This window comes from Exiguobacterium sp. UBA6282 (assembly GCF_002440475.1).
Taxonomy (GTDB): Bacteria; Bacillota; Bacilli; order Exiguobacteriales; family Exiguobacteriaceae; genus Exiguobacterium_A.
The window spans coordinates 22,644-44,784 of the sequence record NZ_DJUM01000031.1; the positions used below are offsets into that span (position 1 = coordinate 22,644).

The 22,141-nt window shown below is 48.1% G+C and carries 19 protein-coding genes and 1 pseudogene; 2 read left to right on the plus strand and 18 right to left on the minus strand.

Going from position 1 to position 22,141, the window contains the following annotated elements; genetic code table 11:
* Positions 1–45: 45 nt before the first annotated feature.
* The 15 genes and pseudogenes from B2751_RS09510 to B2751_RS09580 form a co-directional block, all read right to left on the minus strand.
* Positions 46–1,050 carry an aldose epimerase family protein gene (locus B2751_RS09510; protein WP_290774449.1) on the minus strand — a complete coding sequence of 335 codons (1,005 nt, stop codon included), beginning with the start codon at positions 1,048–1,050 and terminating at the stop codon, positions 46–48.
* Positions 1,047–2,543: a UDP-glucose--hexose-1-phosphate uridylyltransferase gene (locus B2751_RS09515; protein ID WP_290774451.1), complete on the minus strand. Its 1,497-nt coding sequence runs from the start codon at positions 2,541–2,543 to the stop codon at positions 1,047–1,049. The genes B2751_RS09510 and B2751_RS09515 overlap by 4 nt, the downstream gene beginning before the upstream one ends.
* A 29-nt stretch (positions 2,544–2,572) precedes the next feature.
* Positions 2,573–3,521 (minus strand): annotated as a pseudogene (gene galE / locus B2751_RS09520) (UDP-glucose 4-epimerase GalE).
* Positions 3,522–4,694 carry a galactokinase gene (locus B2751_RS09525; protein ID WP_290774453.1) on the minus strand — a complete coding sequence of 391 codons (1,173 nt, stop codon included), beginning with the start codon at positions 4,692–4,694 and terminating at the stop codon, positions 3,522–3,524. It lies immediately after the preceding pseudogene.
* The gene (locus tag B2751_RS09530) at positions 4,691–6,814 is read right to left on the minus strand and encodes an alpha-galactosidase (RefSeq protein WP_290774455.1); all 2,124 of its coding nucleotides are present in this window, start codon (positions 6,812–6,814) and stop codon (positions 4,691–4,693) included. The genes B2751_RS09525 and B2751_RS09530 overlap by 4 nt, the downstream gene beginning before the upstream one ends.
* Positions 6,815–6,828: 14 nt before the next feature.
* Positions 6,829–8,823 (minus strand): beta-galactosidase, encoded by a 1,995-nt coding sequence (locus B2751_RS09535; protein ID WP_290774457.1) that lies wholly within the window; start codon positions 8,821–8,823, stop codon positions 6,829–6,831.
* A 25-nt stretch (positions 8,824–8,848) separates the two neighbouring features.
* A complete protein-coding gene (locus B2751_RS09540) occupies positions 8,849–9,634 on the minus strand; it encodes a carbohydrate ABC transporter permease (RefSeq protein ID WP_035411101.1) in 786 nt (261 codons plus the stop codon).
* A gap of 13 nt (positions 9,635–9,647) precedes the next feature.
* On the minus strand, positions 9,648–10,610 hold the full coding sequence (locus tag B2751_RS09545; RefSeq protein ID WP_035411105.1) for a carbohydrate ABC transporter permease: 963 nt from the start codon (positions 10,608–10,610) through the stop codon (positions 9,648–9,650).
* A gap of 72 nt (positions 10,611–10,682) precedes the next feature.
* The gene (locus tag B2751_RS09550; RefSeq protein ID WP_056063835.1) at positions 10,683–11,993 is read right to left on the minus strand and encodes an ABC transporter substrate-binding protein; all 1,311 of its coding nucleotides are present in this window, start codon (positions 11,991–11,993) and stop codon (positions 10,683–10,685) included.
* Between the two features lie 29 nt (positions 11,994–12,022).
* Positions 12,023–12,232 (minus strand): hypothetical protein, encoded by a 210-nt coding sequence (locus B2751_RS09555; RefSeq protein ID WP_290774459.1) that lies wholly within the window; start codon positions 12,230–12,232, stop codon positions 12,023–12,025.
* A gap of 647 nt (positions 12,233–12,879) precedes the next feature.
* Positions 12,880–14,040, minus strand: a complete 1,161-nt coding sequence (locus B2751_RS09560) for an ROK family transcriptional regulator (protein WP_290774461.1) — start codon at positions 14,038–14,040, stop codon at positions 12,880–12,882.
* Positions 14,041–14,150: 110 nt separating this feature from the next.
* Positions 14,151–14,855 carry a hypothetical protein gene (locus tag B2751_RS09565; RefSeq protein WP_214856092.1) on the minus strand — a complete coding sequence of 235 codons (705 nt, stop codon included), beginning with the start codon at positions 14,853–14,855 and terminating at the stop codon, positions 14,151–14,153.
* A gap of 313 nt (positions 14,856–15,168) precedes the next feature.
* Positions 15,169–16,017 carry an MBL fold metallo-hydrolase gene (locus tag B2751_RS09570; protein ID WP_290774463.1) on the minus strand — a complete coding sequence of 283 codons (849 nt, stop codon included), beginning with the start codon at positions 16,015–16,017 and terminating at the stop codon, positions 15,169–15,171.
* A gap of 84 nt (positions 16,018–16,101) precedes the next feature.
* Entirely contained in the window at positions 16,102–18,768 is a 2,667-nt protein-coding gene (locus tag B2751_RS09575; RefSeq protein WP_290774465.1) for an MMPL family transporter, read from the minus strand.
* Positions 18,769–18,799: 31 nt separating this feature from the next.
* Positions 18,800–19,243 carry a MarR family winged helix-turn-helix transcriptional regulator gene (locus B2751_RS09580; RefSeq protein ID WP_035411126.1) on the minus strand — a complete coding sequence of 148 codons (444 nt, stop codon included), beginning with the start codon at positions 19,241–19,243 and terminating at the stop codon, positions 18,800–18,802.
* Positions 19,244–19,377: 134 nt separating this feature from the next.
* On the opposite strand from B2751_RS09580, the gene B2751_RS09585 reads away from it, so the two are divergent.
* Positions 19,378–19,569 (plus strand): hypothetical protein, encoded by a 192-nt coding sequence (locus B2751_RS09585; protein ID WP_035411129.1) that lies wholly within the window; start codon positions 19,378–19,380, stop codon positions 19,567–19,569.
* 40 nt (positions 19,570–19,609) lie between these two features.
* Here B2751_RS09585 and B2751_RS09590 read toward each other — a convergent pair whose 3' ends face one another.
* From B2751_RS09590 to B2751_RS09600, 3 genes are all read right to left on the minus strand, one after another.
* Positions 19,610–20,059 (minus strand): universal stress protein, encoded by a 450-nt coding sequence (locus B2751_RS09590; protein ID WP_056063846.1) that lies wholly within the window; start codon positions 20,057–20,059, stop codon positions 19,610–19,612.
* Positions 20,060–20,087: 28 nt separating this feature from the next.
* The gene (locus B2751_RS09595) at positions 20,088–20,537 is read right to left on the minus strand and encodes a general stress protein (RefSeq protein WP_035411135.1); all 450 of its coding nucleotides are present in this window, start codon (positions 20,535–20,537) and stop codon (positions 20,088–20,090) included.
* Between the two features lie 64 nt (positions 20,538–20,601).
* Positions 20,602–21,336 (minus strand): hypothetical protein, encoded by a 735-nt coding sequence (locus tag B2751_RS09600; RefSeq protein WP_056063849.1) that lies wholly within the window; start codon positions 21,334–21,336, stop codon positions 20,602–20,604.
* 123 nt (positions 21,337–21,459) lie between these two features.
* Between B2751_RS09600 and B2751_RS09605 the strand changes: the two genes are divergently transcribed.
* On the plus strand, positions 21,460–22,098 hold the full coding sequence (locus B2751_RS09605) for a FusB/FusC family EF-G-binding protein (RefSeq protein WP_035411141.1): 639 nt from the start codon (positions 21,460–21,462) through the stop codon (positions 22,096–22,098).
* Positions 22,099–22,141 lie beyond the last annotated feature (43 nt).

Sequence of the window (22,141 nt, forward strand, 5' to 3'; positions counted from 1 at the left end):
AGCCCCGCTTCCCTGTCCAATTGGACACGGGAAGCGGGGCTTATTTCAAGATACTACACTAAAATGATAAGCTGTTTTCCAGTGGTAGGTCTCACCAGGTGATAACAGGATTGAAGGAAAATCAGATTCATGGATTGCATTTGGATGCACTTGTGCTTCAAGACATAAACCGAGCGACGGTCGAGCAGGAACACCATGAACCGTATAATCGGTCAGTAGTTGCGTTCCGGTATAGAGCACGACCGCCGGCTGATTCGTTGTCACGTCGACGAAACGACCGGACACCGGATCTTCAAGTCGAAGTGTGTTATCCCGCAACACGAAGGGATGATCGTAGCCGTTTCCAACAGCGATCGTCTCGGGATGCTCAAGCGTAATCCCGTCACGAATCGACTGACCGTTCCGGAAATCGAATGGGGTTCCGGATACATCCCGTTGTTCGCCTGTCGGCAAGCCGTCTGGCTGGACCGGTAAGTAACAGTAGCTTGGTAACGTCAAGACATGATCTAACACATCTCGCTTCGCATTTCCAGATAGGTTGAAGTACGTATGATTCGTCAGATTGAGTGGTGTCGTCTGATCCGTCACCGCCGACATCTCAAGTGTCAATGTCGTATCTTTTAGTCGATAAAACACATCGAGTGTGACTGTTCCCGGATAACCTTCTTCTCCGTTTGGACTTTTTAAGCGCAAATGGAATAATGTATCCGTCGCTTCGATGACATCAAACCACGCTTGATCAAATCCGTGAATTCCACCATGCAGATGATTCGCCCCGTCGTTTGCGACGAGCGGATAGACTTTTCCCTCTACTTCGAAACGTGCCTGTCCGATTCGACCAGCGACGCGTCCGACGATTGCCCCGAAGTACGGCGAGTGTTGTTGATAGTCTTTCACCGTCTCTAGACCTAAGACGACGCTTTCCAAATGACCATCCCGATCAATCGTCCGGATGTCCTGGATAATGCCGCCATAGTTCCAGAGTGTCACTTCGATGCCTTCCTGACGTAATGTATGTCGAATCAACTCTTTCTCAAGTAGTCGTGTCATCGTTGTTCCTCCACTGGTTGGCGCGTCACGAGTTGAACGAATCGTCCGAACGCCGCCTGACCTTCCTCTGTCTGTTTAAAGACACCACAGTCCTCAAGACCACGTACGAATTTTGCAGCAACTGCTTGCTCGACGTATGTCGTGACATGTTGTCCGACATACGCTTGTTTTAGTTCCTGTGCCCAGTCAGCATGAGCGACAGCTACTTCGTCGACTTCACCTGTGATGAACTGTTCGACCTGTTGCAACTCTTGAAGCAGGCGTGCCGGTAAGACTGCCAGTCCCATCACTTCGATCAAACCGATATTTTCTCGCTTGATGTGGTGAATATCGGCATGCGTATGGAAAATACCGTCCGGATGTTCTGCTGACGTCCGGTTGTTCCGTAAGACGAGATCGAGCTCGAATTGTCCATCACGTTGACGGGCGATCGGCGTCACTGTATTGTGTCGCGTCTCACCAGTATGTGAACGAATCTCTTGACTCTCATCCGTGTACGTCAACCATGTCTCATAGACGGTCGTCGCAGCATTGAGTAATGCCGACGCATCTTTACTCTTCAGACGCAACACACTCAGTGGCCAGTGTAATGTCTCCCCAGTGACTGTCGGCTGATCCGGGAACGTAAAGGATGTTAAAGTTTTTGCTCGGTCCATCGCAAACGTATAGCGTCCGCCCTGATAATGATCATGCGTCAGGATCGATCCACCAACAATCGGCAGGTCAGCGTTCGAACCAGCGAAGTAATGTGGAAACTGCTCAACGAAGGCAATCAGACGTGCAAAGGCATCTCGATTGATGACCATGTCACGATGTTCCTGCGACAGGATGATGCTATGTTCATTGTAGTAGACGTATGGTGAGTATTGCAGTGCCCACGATTCTTCCATCAGTGTCAGCGGAACAACCCGGTGATTCGCACGGGCCGGATGATTCGCACGACCCGCGTAGCCGACATTTTCGACGCACAACAGACAGGTTGGATAGTTCGACGCCGTTGGTGCCTCCGTTCGAGCTGCTGCGATTTCACGCGGATCTTTTTCCGGCTTCGATAAGTTGATCGTGACATCGATCGTCCCGTAAGCCGTATCCGCTTGATAGCGTTTATTTTTAGCGATCCGCTTCGTTTGGATGTAGTTACTCGCTTGGCTCAGTTGATAGAAGTAATCTGTTGCCGCTACCGGTGATTCAGCGTACAGACGGCGGAATGCCGCCGTCACGTCAGATGGACGGGCAACGAAAATGTCCATCACATCTGCTGCGAACTGCTCTTTGTCTTCAAGACGCGCCGGCAACTGCCCACTTACGATCAACACTTCAATCATGTCGTCCAAAATATCGGGAATTGGGCGAGATGGTACGTCTGCCTGTTCTTCAAAATCGGCTTGACCGATTCGCGCTAGAATCCGGTTCCGGGCGTAGATCGCATCTTCCGGTTCAATCAAGCGTTTCTGGATCGCTTGCGCTACTAACTGTTGGATGAGTTCATTCATCGCCGTCACTCTCCTCATTCTGTCTCTCTTTAACGAACGCTCGTCCGGTATCCTTCTGGGTGATGTGCATGCCAATTCCAAGCATCACGGATGATCGTTTCGATGTCGGTACGTTGTGGTGTCCAGCCGAGAACTTCTTTTGCTTTGGCAGATCCGGCGATTAAGATACTCGGATCCCCTGCACGACGTTCAATGATCCGTTCTGGAATNNCCTTGGCTTGAACCGAGGTTAAAGACCGTACTCTCGTTTCCATCAGCCAAATAATCAAGTGCTCGCATATGGGCGTCGATCAAGTCCTCGACATGGATGTAATCACGAATACAGGTACCGTCAGGCGTTGGATAATCATCGCCATAGATCGAAATTTCTGACCGTTGTCGGTTGGCAACTTCGAGGACGAGCGGGATTAGATGGGTTTCCGGCGTATGATCTTCCCCGATTTCTCCTGTTACGCGCGCACCGGCAACGTTGAAGTAACGTAATGCGACATAACGTAAGCCATATGCTTGTTCAGACCATCGCATCATCTTCTCCATCATCAACTTCGTCTCACCATAGGCATTCGTCGGACGCGTTTCTGCTGTTTCGAGAATCGGCATCTTCTCCTGTTCACCGTATGTGGCTGCCGTCGAAGAAAAGACGATCTGTTTAATGTCATGGGCGATCATCGCTTCGAGCAACACTTGTGTCCCGTAAACGTTGTTATCAAAGTAGCGTAATGGTTCTGTCATCGACTCGCCAACGAGTGAAAAAGCAGCGAAATGGATGACCTGCTCAATCGTCTCTTCCGTAAAGACGCGATCGAGAAAAGCACGATCGCGTATGTCTCCTTCATATAGACGTGCCTGCGGATGAACCGCTTCACGGTGACCGGACTGCAGATGGTCGATGACGACGACATCCTTTCCGGCATCAATCAATTGATAGACAGCATGGGAGCCGATATAACCAGCTCCACCTACGACTAAAGTTGCCATTTAGATGACCTCCCGTTCGATTTCACGTGCTCCGTCACCGACCGTCGCTGTATAGAACGTCGCTGGGTAACCGATCCGTGCTTCATAGTGTTCGCCGACAGCTTGTTTGAACGCGTCGACTGCCTCGTCTTCAACGATCGCAATCGCACAGCCACCAAAACCAGCACCTGTCATCCGTGCGCCGAGCACGCCCGGTTGCTCCCAAGCGGCTTCGACGAGTGTATCGAGTTCAATCCCTGTCACTTCATAATCTTCCCGTAACGAGACGTGTGACGCATTCATCAACTGACCGAACGTCTTCAGTTCTCCCGCTTCAAGTGCCGCTAGTGCCTGAAGCGTTCGTTCATTTTCTGAAATCGCGTGTCGGGCGCGACGCATCAAACGTTCGTCTTCCCATGCGACTTTCGCAAATTCTGACGTCGTCCATTGTCCGAGCGCTTCTCGTGGCGTGAATTGATTGAGGTAAGCGAGTGCTGCCTCACATTCCGCTCGGCGTTCATTGTATTTCGAATCCGCCAGTTCACGGCGTTTGTTCGTATTCATGATGATGATCGTATATCCCGTCAAATCGAGTGGAGCATACGTATAGTCGAGCGTTTCACAATCGAGCAACAATCCCGCTCCCGCTTTCCCCATACCGATCGCAAATTGATCCATGATACCACTATTGACGCCGATATAACGGTTTTCGACCTGTTGACCAAACCGAACGAGATCAAGACGTGGAATGTCTAATCCATACAATCGATCGAGCAAGACTCCGATGACGAGTTCAAGTGAAGCGGATGACGAAAGACCGGCTCCGTTCGGGATGTCACCTTGAATCAAGATGTCGCATCCTGTATTGATCTGGTATCCTGCTTCCTGTAGGACTGAAATCATACCCTTCGCATAGTTCGCCCAACCGTGCGTCGCGTCATACGCCAGTTCTTCGAGTGCGACTTCGATGATGCCGTCCTGTTCAAAATTCAGCGAGTAGAAGCGGAAACGTTGATCGTCTCGTTTTCGCGCGATCGCGTGTGTACCGAACGTTAACGCGCACGGAAAGACGTGACCGCCATTGTAATCCGTATGCTCACCGATTAAATTGATCCGTCCTGGTGCAAAGAAGCGATGCGTCGACGGTGAGCCAAACCGCTGTTCAAATTGTGCTTCTAACGTCTGGTCTGTCATACGATCGTCTCCTTTGATTCGAGTAGTGAGAGCGCACGATGGACCGGCTGAATCCGCAGACAGCGGGCTTCATAATCCGTCGTGTATGAGAACGTCAAGCCTTGTTGCATCAAGTAGGCACCGCTTAACGTCCGGTCCTCGACTTGGTAGCGCATTGTTGGGTCGAGTCCTTTTAGCTTGAAGTGATACTGATGTATTCCGTATTGCCGAAGTGGCGCGATCGCGAGCAAGACTGTTTCTTCTTCCGATGTATACTGCATGACGCTTGGTGTCTGTTGTGTGAAGGATGAAAGACGGTACTGGATGCCGCGTTGGATTGTCGGACGAATCGCTTGATAGGTCTCGATCCAGCCTTTTGCTTCCGCTAACTCATCCGTCGACCACTCGCTTAAGTTACCACCGATCCCGAGCGTTCCTTGCATCGAGGAGACGAAGCGTGTCGCAAGTGGCACGTTGCGTCCATTTAACCAGTTCGGTCCGTCCGTTACCCAGCAGCTCATCATCTTCGCGTTATAAGCGTAAGAGAAGTCATGCTGAATTTGTAAGCGATCGAGTGGATCCGTGTTATCACTTGTCCAGACTTGCTCCGTCCGTGCGAGGATCCCGAGATCAATTCGTCCGCCACCACCGGCACAGGCTTCGAAGTCGACCGTCGGATGCAAGCGACGCAATTCATCAAAGATCCGGTACAATGCATCGACGTGACGTTTCCATAATTCCTGTTGGCGATCCGTCTGGTCTTTTGGAACACCCGGTTCCGAGAAGGCACGGTTCATGTCCCATTTGATGTAGTCGATCGCGTGATGCGTCAGCAAGTCATCCATCATCTCGAGAATGAATTGCTCAACTTCTGGTAATCCTAGATTTAAGACGTGTTGATTCCGTGACGTCGTCCGAACCGCATCCCGTGCATGATAAATCCAATCCGGATGCGCCCGGTATAGATCAGAATCCGGATTGACCATCTCCGGTTCGACCCATAGCCCGAACTGTAACCCTTGTTGTTTCACATATGAGATCAAAGGCTCTAGACCATTCGGAAACTTTTCCCGATTGACTTGCCAGTCCCCGAGTCCCGCTTGATCGGAATGGCGTTCACCGAACCAACCGTCATCGACGACGAACAGTTCACAGCCGATTCCTGCTGCAAGATCGACGAGTTCACGTTGACCAGATTCCGTCACATCGAAATAGGTCGCTTCCCATGAATTATAGAGAACTGGACGATCAGTCGCACGCGGCATGATGACGTCTCGCTGGAACGCATGTGCATGGGCACTCATATCCGCGAAACCGTCCGCATAGCCGATGTAGAACGTTGGTGTCGTCAACTGTTGTTGATGTGATAATTTCCAGCTGAAGTCAAACGGATTCATCCCGCCCGATAGCTGAACGAAACCGAACGCATCTTGTTCGACGTGAATCGCCCAGTTACCCGAATAGGCAAAATGTCCATAAACGACTTCACCGCCATCTTCTGTCGCATCCTGCTCGAGTGCGAACCAAGGATTCGCTTGATGACTCGTCACCCCGCGCCGACTTTCAATCGTCTGGCGTCCTGGTGTCACCGGTGTGATTTGTTTCTTGAACTCACCTGTCCACATCCCAGCGAAGTGATGCAGTTTTAAATTCGGTTGATGCCAACGTCCCATTGCGAAGGACTGGGCTGCTGTTAAACGAACAGGTAATCGTCCTGTATTTTCGACGACAATCGAACGGCCAATGATGTCGTAATCGACAAACAGTTCATATTGCACTCCGACACGCATCTCCTGCAACGGATCAAAAAGCCACAATGTCAGTTTCGTTTCTGTCTGCTCGGAGCGTTCAAACTGGAACTGGTGAATCCGTTGTCCGTCCTCTCGTTCCGATTTCAAAGTTGGCTCCGTGTACAACATTTCGCCGAATGGTACGAAATCATACGTCGCGACGCCGTCTGGTGATTCAAACGAACTGTGTGCGACGACCGGACTCGGTAATGCTTCATAATCATCCCTGTACGGTAACTTGGCACCGAAATAGGTGTGAATCAGCTTCCCGTTCGCACCGACTGTCACGACGTGAGCGACCCGTTTCCCCTCGACGACGAAACGACGTCCTGCTACTTCAAAGATTGCCATGGTTCTCTTCCTCCTTACGTCGTCAGAATCAGTGTCTCAAGTGGTGCGAGTCGGACCGTTCCACGATATGTCTTTTCCTTTGTCAATGCTTGGTATGTTCCGTCGAGCGTGACGTCCCGTGCTTCTTTCGTGTTATGGTTCATCAAGAAGAGGAAATCACGTTGTTCGCCGTGACGACGAATGATTTCAACTTGATCCGGCGCCTCGATCATCTCGATGCCGGCCTCAGTGAACGCTTGACGGTAAATCGTATCAATCATCGCGTCATCAATCGATGAGCCGATGTAGGTAATCATTCCTTTATAGGCATTGCGCGTCACAGCCGCTACACCCTCGTAGAACGTATCTTCATAGACAGCAAGCGTCTCTGCTGTCGTTGGTGTGATCAAGTCACACCAGAGGCGCGCTGTTGAGGATTGTCCTAACATCTCGCCGATACCTGCCACCTTATGTTGCTGAACGGATTGAAGTGACTCATATTCGTCGATTTCAATACCCGCATACGGTGCGAATTTACCCGGTAACGTCGTCGGTACGACATGATTTTGTGCATCTTTGACACCTGTCCGGTACGTGAAGATGACGTGACCGCCTTGTTCCATGTACGCAATCAAGGCGTCATCGAACGTAGGATTCGTCAAGAAATAGAGTGGAACAATGATCAGTTTATAACGAGATAAATCATCACCTGGGAAGACGATGTCGGTTGCGACTTGTTGACGAACCGCTCCGCCATAGAAGCGGACGAACTCCGTCCGAAAATCAAACGCATCACTGTGCGGCTGATGCGTCCACGCCCAGACGTTTTCTTGATCGAAATAGACACCAACCTTCGCGTCGTAACGGCTCGCGTTAATCTCATCGCCATACGTATTCAGTTCCGTCATGATCTGTTTGACTTCTTCGAATTTCCGTTTCGGTTTTCCATCATGATCGATGATGCCGTGACAGAACTCCTCTGTTCCAAAATGAGCAGCCCGGAATCGGAAGTAGACGATCGCTTCTGCTCCCCGCGCGACTGCTTGATACGTCCAGAGACGAATATGCCCTGGTCGTGGCAAGTAACCGATTTTACTCCAGCCCTGTGCGCCACTCAACTGTTCCATGACCCAGAAGCCTTTTCCTTGCTTCGAAGAGCGGCAAAGATCATGATCGCTTGCCATCTTCTCGAACCGGTTCGGCTCCGGTAAGCCACCCCAGACCGGGTAGTTATCGAACGCGACGTAATCGAGATCTTGCGCCATTTGCTGTTGATTAACCGCCATGTCACTGTAGACGAGGTTGTGCGTGATGAAGACGTTCTCTGGGATGTAGCGACGTAAGACATCGACTTGTAATTTGTTGTAGTACGTATAGCCGTCGGCACAAAAACGATCGAAGTCGACGAGCAGGGATGGGTTATGTTCCTGATAGACTTTACGCGGTACCGGGATTTGATCCCACGCCGTGTACGTCTGACTCCAGAAGACGGTTCCCCATGCTTCGTTCAAAGCATCAAGCGTTCCGTAACGGTTCTCTAACCAGCGCTGAAAAGCAGCGCGGTCGACATCACCGTAAGAACGATCCGATTTCTCATGCCCATATTCATTATCCGTTTGCCACCCGATAACACGAGGATGTTGACCGTATCGTTTCGCCATCTCTTCCGTGATCTTGACGGATAGTCGTTGGTACGTTTCGCTGTGGACCGTATAATGGCGACGAGCACCAAAGCTGATCGTCACACCGTTCTCATCGACCGGTAAGATTTCTGGATACTTCGTACACAACCACGCAGGTGGTGTCGCGGTTGGTGTCCCGAGTACGATATCGAATCCTTCCGCACTCAAACGTTCGATGACGTCATCCCAAAAACTAAAGTCATAGACGCCTTCTTCCGGCTCCATCATCGACCAAGCGAATTCTGCGAGACGAACGACGTTGACACCAAGTTCTTTCATCAGTCGGAAGTCTTCCTCCCATAGTGCTCGTGGTGTTTGTTCTGGATAATAATCGACTCCTAAATACATTGTGCTCCCCCTTACGCAAAAACAATTATTTTACTGCACCCGCCGTCATCCCTTTTTGGAAGAAACGTTGGAAGAAGATATAGAAGATCATCGTCGGTAAACTGATCAAAACAAGTGAAGCGTAGATTTTCCCTGGGTCCCCGCCAAGCGCATCCTTGAAGAAACTTGGTGCCATCGTGACTGTCTGATAAGCAGGGTCGGTCATGAACGTAAGAACCATCAAGTACTCGTTCCATGAGTTAAGGAACGCATAGATTAAAGCTGTTGCGAGCGCTGGTTTTGCGAGCGGTAGCATGACTTTGAAGAAGACTTCAAGAATCGTCGCACCATCGATATACGCTGCTTCCATCAATTCGTTTGGCAATTCATCAAAGTATCCTTTGATAAGCATCAGACCGAATGGTAAGAAGAAGGCAACTTCCGCTCCGATCAGTCCCCAGTGGTTGTTCAGCCCGTCAAATGAACGAAGCGTGAAGAACAAGGGTACGATCATCGATGCAACAGGTAACATGAGTCCAGCAAGGACCATGTTGAACAAAAGACGTTTTCCAGCAAACTCAAGCTTCGAGAAAGCGAACGCTGCGAACGCCAAAATCGTGATCGAGATGATGATCATGAAGAAAGCGACAAAGAAACTGTTGAAGACGAATGTCGGGAAGTTCGGGTTTTGTAATGTCGCAATATAGTTATCGAATCCATTGACGCGAAGACTCTCTTTGAACATGACGAAAATTGGGAATAACCAGACGATTGACGCAAGCGCCAATACGAGGTTAATCATCCAGCGGCTTTTTTTAGATTCTACATCCATGGGTCGTTCCTCCTTAGTTATCCATTTTCTTTTGTACACGCAATTGGAAGTACGTGATCAGCAAGGCGATCGTCAGTAGGATGATGGCAACAGCACTCGAGAAACCAACTTCCTGTTGCAACATCGATTTTCGGAATAGGTATGTCGAAATGAACTCCGTCGACGATCCTGGTCCACCAGCTGTCGTGATCCAGACTAAGTCAAACGTCTTCAGACCACCGATAACTCCGAGAATCGACAGAGTGAACGTCGTTCCTTTCAAGTTCGGGAAGACGATGCTCCACAGTGTCCGGAAGAATCCAGCTCCATCGATTTTTGCTGCTTCGAAGATTTCCTTCTCAATCGTCAACATTGCCATGTAGTACATGACCATCGAAGAACCCGTCCACTGGAAGATGTTGATCGCAATGACGGAATAAAGCGCGATGTCCGGATCACCAAGCCAGTTCTGCTCGAGGCTACCGAGACCAATCGCACGGAGGAACTCATTGATGTAACCAAACTGGAAATCATAAATTTGTGAGAATGCCGCACCGAGTACGACAGGACTCAAGACGACCGGAAAGAAGAAGACCGACTTCATCGCCGTCCGCAATGGTCCCGGTGTATGCAGGAAGTACGCCAAGACGAGACCGATACCAGCTTGAATCGAAACGGTCAAAATCGTGAAGATGAATGTGTTCTTCAGCGAGAGATAGAAGTCCGGATCTTGGAACATCTCAGCATAGTTGTCGAGTCCGACGAATACTTTGTCAAACGAAATCCCGTCCCACGAGAAGAATGAGTTATAGGCATTATAGAAAATCCCATAATAGATGAAGCTGACGACGAACAAGACGATCGGAGCAACGAAGGCCCATCCGACCATGTTTCGCTTCATGTTCTTTTTCTTCTTCGGTGCGGGCGGGCGTGTCGCCACCGGCTGGAGCGGTTCTGCTTTTGGTTTAATCGGCAATTCCTGTCGCTCTGTCTGCATATCGATTCCCCACTTTCCTCAAGTCCAAAAATCAGGAAGTGGCACGCAGGCGTACCACTTCACTGTCGAGTCTTATTTCGCTGATTGATCCGCTGCGTCTTGAACGCGTTGTAATGATTCTTTCGGATCTTGTCCTGTCGCGATGTTTTGAAGTTCCTTACCGAGGATATCGTTTAATTTCGTATCTCGGATACCACGGCTAGCAACCGCTTTTGCTAATGTGTCGTTTAACATCTTGTACGATTCTTTTTCGCCTTCAGATGTGAAGGCAGCGTCTGAATCGACTTTGACATCCTTGATACCAGGTGCCATTTCAAACTCACCCATGTAGACTTCTTGTCCTTTTCCTTGACTCATGAAGGCGATGAACTCTGCTGCACCTTCTTGTTGTTTCGACTCTTTATTGACACCAAGTGCCATATCGATCGATGCGATGACCGGTTGCTCTGTTCCACCTACTAAGTTCGGGAGTGGAACGAATCCGAGTTCATCTTTGATTTTCCATTTGTCTTTTTTCTCAGCTGTTGTCATCGAGTGTGCTTCCCATGAACCGATGACCCACATCGCTGCTTTTTTATCAAAGAATTGGTTCATCCCGTCATTGTATGTCGCTAGACCAAGCGCTCCTTCTTGGAAAACTTTATCTTTGAAGAGATCTTGCCAGACTTGTGCTGTTTTAACCATTTCGTCGTCTGTCCATTTTGCTTGACCCGAGAGGACTTTTTGAATGTAACCTGGTGCGACCTGGTGGCTGAGGACGTTGTAGACATCGATGTCAATCCATGCATCTTTTGCTCCGAGCATGAGTGGGATGACTTTATCGCCTGAGTCTTTAATCTTCTTGACTGCACTGACTGTTTCTTTGTAGTTCTTCGGTGGTGTCACACCGTATTTATCAAGCATCGTCTTGTTGTACATCAAGTACGCTTGACCTGTGAAACCAATTGGAACTGCATATTGTTTGCCGTCAATCGTTGTTTGTTCGATTCCGAGCTCAACGAACTTATCTTTCCAGCCTTTACCTGCTGCTTTATCCATGTACGAATCGACCGGTACGACGCGATCCTTGTACTGCTGAATCATCGGTTCTTTCAGACCGATGATGTCTGGACCTTTACCTGACAACATCGCGACCTGTAATTGTTTTTCGTAGTCTTCACTGTATCGTTTGAATTGAACGACGTATTTATCTTGTGATTTATTGAAAGCATCAACGACAGTTTTCCCCGCTTCTGGTTGCGGTGCCCAGCCCCACCATGTGACGATCGTCTTACCGTCTTTTGTTTTCGTTTGTTGCTCGTCTTCGCCACCACAAGCGGCGAGGAATGCGGATAATGTTAGGACTGATGCTGCAGCAACGAGTTTCGTTTTTTTGAATTTCATGTAAGAGCTCCCCTTTTATGTGTAAGTAGTCAAGCGTATCGTCTAGCGTGTTCCCCTTCGATTAGTGCTTGTCGGCACCATTCTTCGATCACCTTCGTCTGAATCGGCATTCCCTGTAGCTGAATCAATACACGGGCGATCAATCGAAGACGGTATGCCAGCGTATCGACGTCCGGTCGGACGAAGAGATATAACTCTCCACCCAGCGTCAAACAACCGGCAGAGCGCATGTGTTGCATGAGTGCGCGTAATTCAATGTATCCGCTCTCATTTTTTCGAATGTGTAGCTCGGATGAACGNNATCGTCAGGACCCCTTGTACCGATGACATCCGGAATTGAAACACACCGTCACGTCGTGGTCGGACGAGCACAATATCCTGCTCGTCTGTCGGGACATCGCCTGGACCCTGTTCTGTCATCTGTTGCGTTGACCGATGAAAATAAAAACCGCGGATTGCTCCGTAACGCCCGAAAGCTTCACGGTACGAAACCCATGGATCGTGTGGTTCCATTGCGCGATGCCTCCCTTTCCTGCTTCAGCTTGATTAGCCCCTGCTAACCTGCATCCACCTCCACTTAGTTGACCATGAACTTAGTAAATTAAATTTATTATCTAACTTTATATCGACTATAGCACATTGGTTTTTNNCTCAAAAGTCAGTCTCTACAAATATAAGGATGGCAGAATGATGATCTGCCATCCTTATCTCGTAACAAAAAGAATGACGCGTTTCGCGCCACTCCTACAGGAAAAGCGCATTTATGCGCTGTCAGAGACGAACAAGACCCGCTTTCCTGCTTCAACGGAGCAGGAAAACTGGCTTGTGTCTCGCCTGAGGAAAGGGCGTGAAAAGACGCGTCATTCTTTTTTTGAGTCAGCCTTCATTAAATCGTTTGAAATAAACTATTTGTCGCAAGGGCAGCCGCACTGAGTGCTCCTTGTTTTTCACCCCACGGGACCATCTTGACATCGGTTTCACGTGAAGCAGCGGTCAACGCCGTCTGCTCGACCCGTTCCTTGATTTGATCAACGATCGTGGGTGCGAGCTCAAACATCGGTCCCCCAAGTAAAATCCGGCGTGGATTCAGGAGATGAATCGTATTCAAGACACCGATTCCGATATATTCCCCCGCCCGTTCATATGTACGAACTGCTTGTTCATCGCGTTCGTTTAACCGTTTGCGCAAATCAGCAATCGTCATGACTTGCGGATCCACGACAGCATAATCCCGTAACAATGCTTTTTCGCCCGCTAATGCTTCTAGGCATCCTCTGTTCCCACACGAACAAATCGGTCCATCGAGATCAAGACGCATATGTCCGACCTCTCCCGTAATATGATGTTGTCCGTCGACAAGCTGTCCATCGAGCACATAAGCACCCCCGATGCCTTCCCCGGCATAGAGATAAAAGAATTGTTCGACCCCAACACCTTCACCGAATAATAGCTCAAACGAAGCGAGTGCTCGAACATCGTTTTCGATGAAGACAGGATAGTCAAAGCGTGCTTCAAGTTGTACCTTCAACTCGACGTCATGCAGGTGGAAACGTGGTGCAAACAAGATGACACCTGTCTCCGGATTGACCATCCCGTGGACGGAGATCCCGATACCGTGAATCGTTCCCCGTCCTTGTGTCTGTGCAATCAAGGTCTCGCATAATCGACCAATCGCTTCAATCAATTCTTCATTCGTCTCAAAACGTCCCACGGCTTCGGACTCATGAATCGTATTACCACTTAAATCCGCGACGACTCCGATGAATTGGTGACTTGTCGCATCGATGCCGATGACGTATTGCTCTGTTGCGACGAGTTCGAGCATGATCGGTTTTCGTCCCCCATTTGATATCCCAAGCTCTCGCTCCGTCACGAGTTGTTCTGCAATCAATTCACTGACGATGTTCGATACCGTCGGCTTCGTTAAGTTCGTCCGTTGTGCTAACTCAACCCGCGAAATCGGTTGATGCATCCGAATCAGTCGCAAGACGAGTGCCCGATTATAGGAACGCATCCATTTAGAATTACGCGGTGTTTCTTTCGCCATGTCCCCATCAACCCCTTTGGTCTGTCTCTTTACTATCTTCGCATATTTTGTAAGGGATTTCACGGTCTCACTTAAAAACCGTTCATCTGCTGAACGGTTTTTGTGCACTTTCATGCTTCGTCATATGGTTGTTCTAAAATCAGGACGCGTGAACCATCCGGATTCTCGGTCAGTTCGATCTCAACGATTGCCTGACCTACGAGCAAAACGATTGGTAGAGAGGGATCATTCTCGCGAAAGAAACCAATTTTTCCATGGTGTGCGTCCATATAGTCCGCATATAAAAACGTTCCATTGACGTGCAGCTCATCCTTCATTCGATTGAACGACAAGCGCGGGACACCATACCAGGCTTCCCCGTTCAAATAAAGCAAGGGACGCTCGCCGACCGATTCATTCGTCGCCCGCCGGACCTCGATTGCTCCCGTCGTATCGTAATACAATCGATCTTGACCACGTGTCGCGATGACGATCGGATGTTTCTTATACAAGACGACTTCTAAAATTTCATCCGCTTGTTCGACGAAATAACCAGTCTCATCCGACTGGGCAAAACTAATCGTATACAACTGCATCCAGGAAACGATATCCGTCACTTGAACCGGTTTATGAAAAAGCGCAGAAACAAGTAGTGTTTCTTCCGGGGTGACAAACAGATTGACAGAGATATCCGCTAAGCGGATCGTCCGGATTTGTGTCGAAGGATACGTATGGTCATAACTCGGTACAAGCATCGCTTCATAGTGATCATCCTTTTCGACCAATTCAATCGATGGCATGCGTCGATCAAAATCCGCAATTTGAATTCGTTTCATCCGACATCTCCTCTCACTTTCACTAACAGTCTCACGCAAGTTATTACCCAATATCTGGTTTTCGTGCACTCCCCTGAATTCAAAAAATCGGAACGCATGCGTTCCGATCATTGTACGTACAGATCATATAGTAGATATAGAATGCCTCCCACGATAACCAAAAATGAAAAGATGCCCGCTTTTCCAAAAAAAACGCGATCGATGGTTTCATCCCGTTCGAATTTTGGCTTTGTCATATAGTACCGCTCCCTTTAACAAGCTCGTAGTACTTTTTTATTTCGACGTCCTCCGTTTTATCCCTTGTTACGATCTGTCATTTCACTCCATTTGCAAAATAGATCAATGTTTCGGTTTCGTCTTCCGTCAACGATCGTCCTGTCTCTTCTGCATATAAAGTCCGCATATCCTTCAGTCGTCCTCCGGTCGCTTCCGTTACACGAATGGCTCGACGCAACATGTTGACCTCTTCTTCAAATTCAGACTTCGGCATCGCTTCTCCATGCGACCAGACATAATAATCGGCTTCTAAACGATCGATTGCCGCTAATAAGCGCTTCGTCCGTTCGACCGTATAATTCCACTTCGATGAAAAGATATCCGCATACATCGCGTCTCCTAAGAACACGACGCGTTCTTCCGGAATGTAGACGAGTAGGCTACCAGGAGAATGATCATTTTCGACTTCAATCAGTTGGCACTGCACGCCACCTAAGTCAATTTCCAATTGTCCAGTAAAGCCAATCGTCGGTAAGACGACTTCGATGTCGCGTGTCGTACCAAACTCGAGCTTGATCGCATCCGCACAAAACGGAATCTCGATCCCTTGATCCATTCGTTCTTGTAACGCTGCATCCGTCCAAGCGTATGGTTGCATCTCTTTCATGCGGGTGATTGTTTGCTGTGTTGCCATCGATGGCAGACGGAGATGCTTCATTCCAAAAATATGATCCCAGTGCCAGTGGGTCAGGGCCAATAAGTCAGGTGATCCAAGATTGTGTTTTTTCATTTCTTCTAAAAACAAAGCGGCATGGGCTGACGAGTTTCCCGCGTCAATCATCAATTGATGCTTCTCCCCGCGCACGACGGCGAGAATCGGGCGATCCGTCTCGCTGACCGGTGTCTGATACCAAATCCGTGAAGTCAGTTGTTTGAAGTATTGCATGTTCTACCTCCTTATACTCTGCTCTTAGTATACGTCATGAAAAAACCGGATTCATCTAGAAGACGAATCCGGTTTGATTAGTTCTTATTTTTTGGCATTTGATCGAAACGGCCACCAGACCCCTTTACCAAACGAAACTGTAATCGCTGGAATCAAGAGTGGTAAGACGATTAATCCATACAAAAGTAGACCTGTGATGACGATCGTCGCGATTTGAACGAGACTCAAGACACCAGACGGCATCATCGCTCCGAAGGTTCCTGCAAGAATGATCGCTGCCGTGATGATGACAGATCCCATCTTTTTCATCGACAGGAACATCGCTTCCTTCGTATCGAGTCCCTTGATCGTCTCTTCGCGGAAACGATCGAGTAGGAAGATCGAATAATCGATACCAAGGGCAATCAACATGACGAATCCGAAGAACGGAACAGCCCAACTGATGCCGTCATATCCGAGACCGTTGACGAAGATCAGCTCAGCGATCGACATCGACGTATAATACGTCAGCAATAACGAACCAATCATGAACAATGGCATGATCAACGAACGGAACATGATCGCTAAAATCACAAAGAGACTGATCAACATGACGGTCACTGTTCGTTTGAAATCGGCTTTCGACGTATCATTCAAGTCACTGTTGACGCTTGAAATCCCGCCATATGCGACAGTGCTGTCTTCAAACGGTGTCCCTTTAATCGTATTCGCTGTCGTCTTTTTGATTGCAGCGACGGTTTGAATCGCTTCTGGTGAATACGGATCATCTTCGAGGATGACTTCAAACTTCAATCCGGTTTGCTGATCAATCGCGTAACGGTCAATTGCTGGTTTAAAGGCCTTGTCCGATAACGTATCTTTTGGCACGAACACACCTGTCCCACGGATCGATGTCGCTTGTCCCATCTCGGTTAACAAATTCGAGATGTCATCTAGACCATTACTAATTTTCGCAAGCCCTGTGTTTGCTTGACCAACACCATCCGCAAGTTGTGTCAGCCCACTTCCAAGTTGACCGGCTTGTGCTCCTTGTGAGGCTATTCCACTTGCTGCTTGACTGATGCCAGATTGAACTTGGCTCAATTGACCAGACAAGGCATTTAATGTCCCAATGGTTTGCGGGATATTTTGAGTCGATTGCAGACCTTGACCGACGAGCGTCAACTGTTGGTTGATCTGTCCAAGTCCGTCTGCTGCTTGTTGCAACTGACTTGCTCCTGCTGAAGCCGAGTCTCCTGCCGGTAGTTGTCCTGTAATACCGTTGAGATTGTCTTCAACTGTCGTCAGACCAGACTGAACGTCCGTAAGACCGGCGGTTGCTTTCTTCATGCCGGAAGCAACTTGTTTTAATTGACGATCGACGTAGAAGTCATTAATGATTTCGCCTGTCGGACGAGAAATCGAACGAACCGATTTGACCCCGTCGATTTTCACGAGCTCACGACTCAACTGTTCCGCATAAGGAACTGTCTTTTCTATAATCAAATCTTTGTCGCTCTTAAGAATGACATTGACCGGGAGCGACTCACCTGCTCCAAATCCATCCGAGATCGCATTCAGTCCTTTGACCGTATCATACTTCGCACCAATCTCATCGACAGTATTAAACGAGAGGTCATCATCATACGTAAAGAGTGTCGGGACCGTGACGATCGCAACGATGATCATCGCAAGTAAAGGACGACGGATCGATAACCCACCATAATGTGACCACAGTTTGCTATCTTGGTGACTCGCTGCCTTCTTTGACGGCCAGAATAATTTTTCTTTGAGTGTCGCCATGAAGAAGGGGACAAGTGTAAATAAGACGAGTAAGAGGACGGCAATCCCAACCGCAACAGCGACCGATGATTTGAAGATTGGGAAGTCCGCAAACCCAATCGCTGAGAAACCGACAAGAACAGCAAGACCACTGATTAGTAACGTACGCCCTGCTGTCTTATACGTGTTGACGATCGCTGTCTCGACATCGTGTCCTGCCGTTAATTCTTCCTTATACCGGCTCAGTAGCAAGATACAGTAATCCGTCCCAATCCCAAACAGGATGGCAACGAGGAAGATTTGCGTATAGTTCGATACCGGGAATCCGAACCAGTCGACGAAAAAGGCGACGAGTGATTGGCTGATCAGGTACGTAAAGCCCACTGCCACAAGTGGTACGAACGGTGTGACGATGGAACGGAAGACGAGCAGAAGTAGTCCGAAAATCAACCCGACGGTAATCAGTTCCGTCCGCTTCAACCCTTCTTGTGAGCTTGTATTGACGTCATCGTTGATTAACGCTTCACCCGTTAGATAAATCGTTTGATCCTTTGGCAAGAGATCTGTCCGAATTTGTTTTGCCAGTTTGACGATTTCTTCTTGCGAACCGTCGACCGTGATTGGAACAAGGACTGTCTTTTGATCTTTTGAGACGAGCTGTCCTTCCGTCTCTTTGTTTTCAAACGGATTCAGCACATCCGTGACCGGACGATCGAGTGCTTCTAAATCTTTAACGATTTTCCCAATCGACTTTCGATCAGCATCGCTGACTTTGTCTTTGAGCGGAATAACAAGAGAGATCGTTTCTTCACTTGCTCCCGCTTTTTCTAAAATATCTGCTGCCCGCTGTGAGTCAGCGTTATTCGCAAGCTGAATCGCCCCTGCGTCCTCTGCTTGTTTTGCCAAGTTTGGTGCCGTAAATAGTAAACCTACTGTGACGATGAGCAATAATGCAAGAATTGCCCAGCGCCATTTGACGATTTGTCGCATGTCTGATTCTCCTCTTCCTTCTATTCTGTCTTTAGACGTTCAACTGCAGAATCTCTTTGATTTTCTTAAAGGTTTCGATGAACTGGATGATTTCTTCTTCCTCGACCTTTCCTTCAATCAAACTTTCGAGATACGTATAGATTTCTTGCTCCGCCTCTGTCGCAACCAATCGTCCTGCTTCGGTCAACGAGATGTACTTCGTTCGGTGATCATCTTCTCGGCGTTCGACGATGACAAGTCCTTTTTCCGTCAACTTTTTCAGCCGATTGGAAATGGCGCTTTTATGTACGCCCTGTACTGCCGCGAGACGCCCCGATGAGATTGGTCCGTATTTTCCAACGAGCTTCAACACATGGAGTTGTTCCGGTGAATACATTTGCCAAACAGGCGCTTCGACTGACTTCAGCACACGTTCAGTTCCATGGATCATGACTTCTTCGAACAGGAGGACTGCTTCACGTAAATTATCTTTCATTTTTAGTTTACCCCCTAAACTTACGAAGTTAGTTTAGCCCCTCAACTAGTACGTTGTCAACTTTAAACTGTCACAACTCACCACTGCAGAACATGACCATTTTCTGTATGATAAAAGAAGAGAGGAGCATGCTTATGTTGACTTTATTTTGGATCGCATTAGTCATTTGTCTCGTCGGACTCATCTTTACGTTGCGGATTGCTAAGCAACCAGCAGAAGAGCAGTACGATCACAAGACTTCGGCAAAAAATATGTCTTGGATGTATTTCATTTTTCTCCCGATCATTCTGATTTTATTAGGCATTTTCTATTACTTTCTAACGTGACATAAAACAGCACACATCAGCCGATGTGTGCTGTTTTATGTCACTTCAAGGTTTTCGGACGGACGATATAGATATCGCATTTTGCATAACGGGAAATGTTTTCAGAAACACTCCCAATCATGATTCGTTCCATCGCATTCATCCCGACTGCTCCGCAGACGATCAGACCCGCACCAACGCGTGGTGCGATGACCTTTGGAATCAGTGTTTTCGGAGAGCCATTTTCGATGATCAGCTCAACTGTCTCGACACCTGCTTCTCGTGCCCGCTTTTCGTAACGATCGAGCAATTCTTGTGCATATTCGGTAACGTTTTGATCAATGAAACGTTTATTGGCACGTACGTTAGCAAACGTCTGAATATCGATGACATGGGCGATGACGAGTTTAGCATGATCAAGTTTGGCAAATTTCACTGCCTTCTCAAATGCTAAATCTGCTGTCTCTGATCCGTCGACTGCTACCAAAATCGTATGATATTGGCTCTCCATCAAGATTCATCCTTTCCGCACGACTCTCTTACAACATCCGATCATTTTCATTTTCAAGGGCACGGTTTTCGTGATCAAGTTTTCGTTCCGCTTCGATTCCCTCTGGCTCTGTTTCCAGAATACTTTTTGGTTCCGGCGCAGGACGAGAAGCCCCTGCTTCGTCTGCCAACAGGACATAATCGCCTTGCTGGACACGTAAGACGTGTTGCCGAATATCTGCCTCCGGCAATCCGAGTTCCGTAAAAGCAGTTTGAATTTCCTCAGCCGAAGCTGGTTTGCCTGTAAACCGCTCAAACAGCGTCCGTTTTCCAGAGACGAGTTGCGCCGCCGATTGCCCACGTAACATCGCCATATCAGTCTTGTCTTGCAACACGATATATAGATCCTCTTCTAGATAACCTGCAAAATGTAAATCCTCGATCTTACGAATTAAATCCGTTTCATTCTGATAGACACCAATCCATTGTTTTTTCCCCATGATGCACGCCTCCCCCTTTTATAACAGCTATATGGGATATACCCCAAATTCACCTAAAACATAACTAGGACGAAGAAGACTTAGGTGAATGCTGTCGAAAAAGACGTTGACGTTTCTGAAAGACGTAATAACATAGGAGTAAAACACACATTATGCCAATTCCCGCTACGATCTGTTGCAAGAGAACGAGACGTTCGTTAAACAATAGCCCAGCTAAATACCAGATGAGTGCGAGACCAAATACCCAATCTGAATGGATTGCGATGAACAGGAGTCCACCGATAACAGCTAGTGCGAGCGCACTCGTGCTCCATTGGCGTTCGGAAAGACTGAATAGAGAAGTGAACTGAAAATCCGATAAGATCCGAAATGGTAAAATCAATAGCATCGTACTGATCCAGGCAAGCAACACTGAAACTGGAGAGCGCATCCACGGCGAACGCCGGGGATGGTGTTGAATTTTCATATAGACTAAGCAAAGGCTGATGAAAGAAATCGTCGTCGAGACGAGTTCCCAAGGGGGGCCACTCATACTACTGATTCCAAGCGTCACGAGTGATAATGCAAGCCACCCTCCGATATCTTCAATCAGTTCTCGATCCGCAGGGAAGGCACGTACCGGTCGAATACACCAAATCAATAATGTCGTAAACACAACACCGGCAATGGCGTCAAAGAATGGTGCAGGAACAAGAGGTAACTTAAGAATGGTCATCGGCTGTTGCCAAACGACGCGTGCTAGCATTGCAAAGAGGAATGCTCCTACATTCATCAAGCGTAAAAATGTTAAATACTGCACGTCCCTTTTCACCTCCTCGTTCAGTCTGTTATTTAATTCCCGCTGTAGGAGTCCGAAAAACTAAAATGTCGCTTTGTTCTGTTGCCAAATTCCGGTACGATGAAAGGAAAAGGAGGAACGAGAATGGACGCATTTTTACTACCCCATCAATACAATTTCATTCGGAATCAAGTCGAGCTGCTGCAACATCAATTCGCAGCCGTTCATGACCCCGATGTTCGTGATGCTGTTCGGTACAGTGCCGCTGAAAAGATATTTGATCTATTGCCAGTACTTACACCGGAACAGGAAATCTTGTTGACGAACATTCGTGACGCTGAATCCGAACAGGATCTTCTCATGTATTTGACACGTGTGGAGCCGTTCGTCCAACCATTTCCGACCATCTCTGAATCACGAATCCGACAGCTCTTTAAAAAAACGAAAAAGCTACACGTTCCGCCACTTCACTCCTTTGAGTGGACACACACGACGTTTTTAAGCTGGAACGATACCGGAAATCGGAAAAAATATTTCGTCTATCCCTTGAATGGTGAATGGATTGGCGTAGAAGGTACCTATCTACCATCGATTCAAAAAGGGATTTGTGCGATTTGTCATACGTATAGTGATATTACACTCGTAACTGTCACGACACGCCGTTCGACTGAACAGCATCAAACGATTGGTCATTATATGTGTATCGATAGTGATGCTTGTAATCAAGCAGTGACCAAGCCGGACGTTATTGAAACGTTCTTAGCCCGTTCGCAAAAGAAATGATATGCATCAAAAAACACGTTCGTATGACTGGTCCGTTTGGATC

Bases quoted from the DNA above. Each gene is read 5' to 3' on its own strand.
- B2751_RS09510 (WP_290774449.1), bottom strand. From the start codon at position 1,050: ATGACACGACTACTTGAGAAAGAGTTGATTCGACATACATTACGTCAG.
- B2751_RS09515 (WP_290774451.1), bottom strand. From the start codon at position 2,543: ATGAATGAACTCATCCAACAGTTAGTAGCGCAAGCGATCCAGAAACGC.
- B2751_RS09525 (WP_290774453.1), bottom strand. From the start codon at position 4,694: ATGACAGACCAGACGTTAGAAGCACAATTTGAACAGCGGTTTGGCTCA.
- B2751_RS09530 (WP_290774455.1), bottom strand. From the start codon at position 6,814: ATGGCAATCTTTGAAGTAGCAGGACGTCGTTTCGTCGTCGAGGGGAAA.
- B2751_RS09535 (WP_290774457.1), bottom strand. From the start codon at position 8,823: ATGTATTTAGGAGTCGATTATTATCCAGAACAAACACCACGAGCACTA.
- B2751_RS09540 (WP_035411101.1), bottom strand. From the start codon at position 9,634: ATGGATGTAGAATCTAAAAAAAGCCGCTGGATGATTAACCTCGTATTG.
- B2751_RS09545 (WP_035411105.1), bottom strand. From the start codon at position 10,610: ATGCAGACAGAGCGACAGGAATTGCCGATTAAACCAAAAGCAGAACCG.
- B2751_RS09550 (WP_056063835.1), bottom strand. From the start codon at position 11,993: ATGAAATTCAAAAAAACGAAACTCGTTGCTGCAGCATCAGTCCTAACA.
- B2751_RS09555 (WP_290774459.1), bottom strand. From the start codon at position 12,232: ATGCAACACATGCGCTCTGCCGGTTGTTTGACGCTGGGTGGAGAGTTA.
- B2751_RS09560 (WP_290774461.1), bottom strand. From the start codon at position 14,040: ATGGCGAAAGAAACACCGCGTAATTCTAAATGGATGCGTTCCTATAAT.
- B2751_RS09565 (WP_214856092.1), bottom strand. From the start codon at position 14,855: ATGAAACGAATTCAAATTGCGGATTTTGATCGACGCATGCCATCGATT.
- B2751_RS09570 (WP_290774463.1), bottom strand. From the start codon at position 16,017: ATGCAATACTTCAAACAACTGACTTCACGGATTTGGTATCAGACACCG.
- B2751_RS09575 (WP_290774465.1), bottom strand. From the start codon at position 18,768: ATGCGACAAATCGTCAAATGGCGCTGGGCAATTCTTGCATTATTGCTC.
- B2751_RS09580 (WP_035411126.1), bottom strand. From the start codon at position 19,243: ATGAAAGATAATTTACGTGAAGCAGTCCTCCTGTTCGAAGAAGTCATG.
- B2751_RS09585 (WP_035411129.1), top strand. From the start codon at position 19,378: ATGTTGACTTTATTTTGGATCGCATTAGTCATTTGTCTCGTCGGACTC.
- B2751_RS09590 (WP_056063846.1), bottom strand. From the start codon at position 20,059: ATGGAGAGCCAATATCATACGATTTTGGTAGCAGTCGACGGATCAGAG.
- B2751_RS09595 (WP_035411135.1), bottom strand. From the start codon at position 20,537: ATGGGGAAAAAACAATGGATTGGTGTCTATCAGAATGAAACGGATTTA.
- B2751_RS09605 (WP_035411141.1), top strand. From the start codon at position 21,460: ATGGACGCATTTTTACTACCCCATCAATACAATTTCATTCGGAATCAA.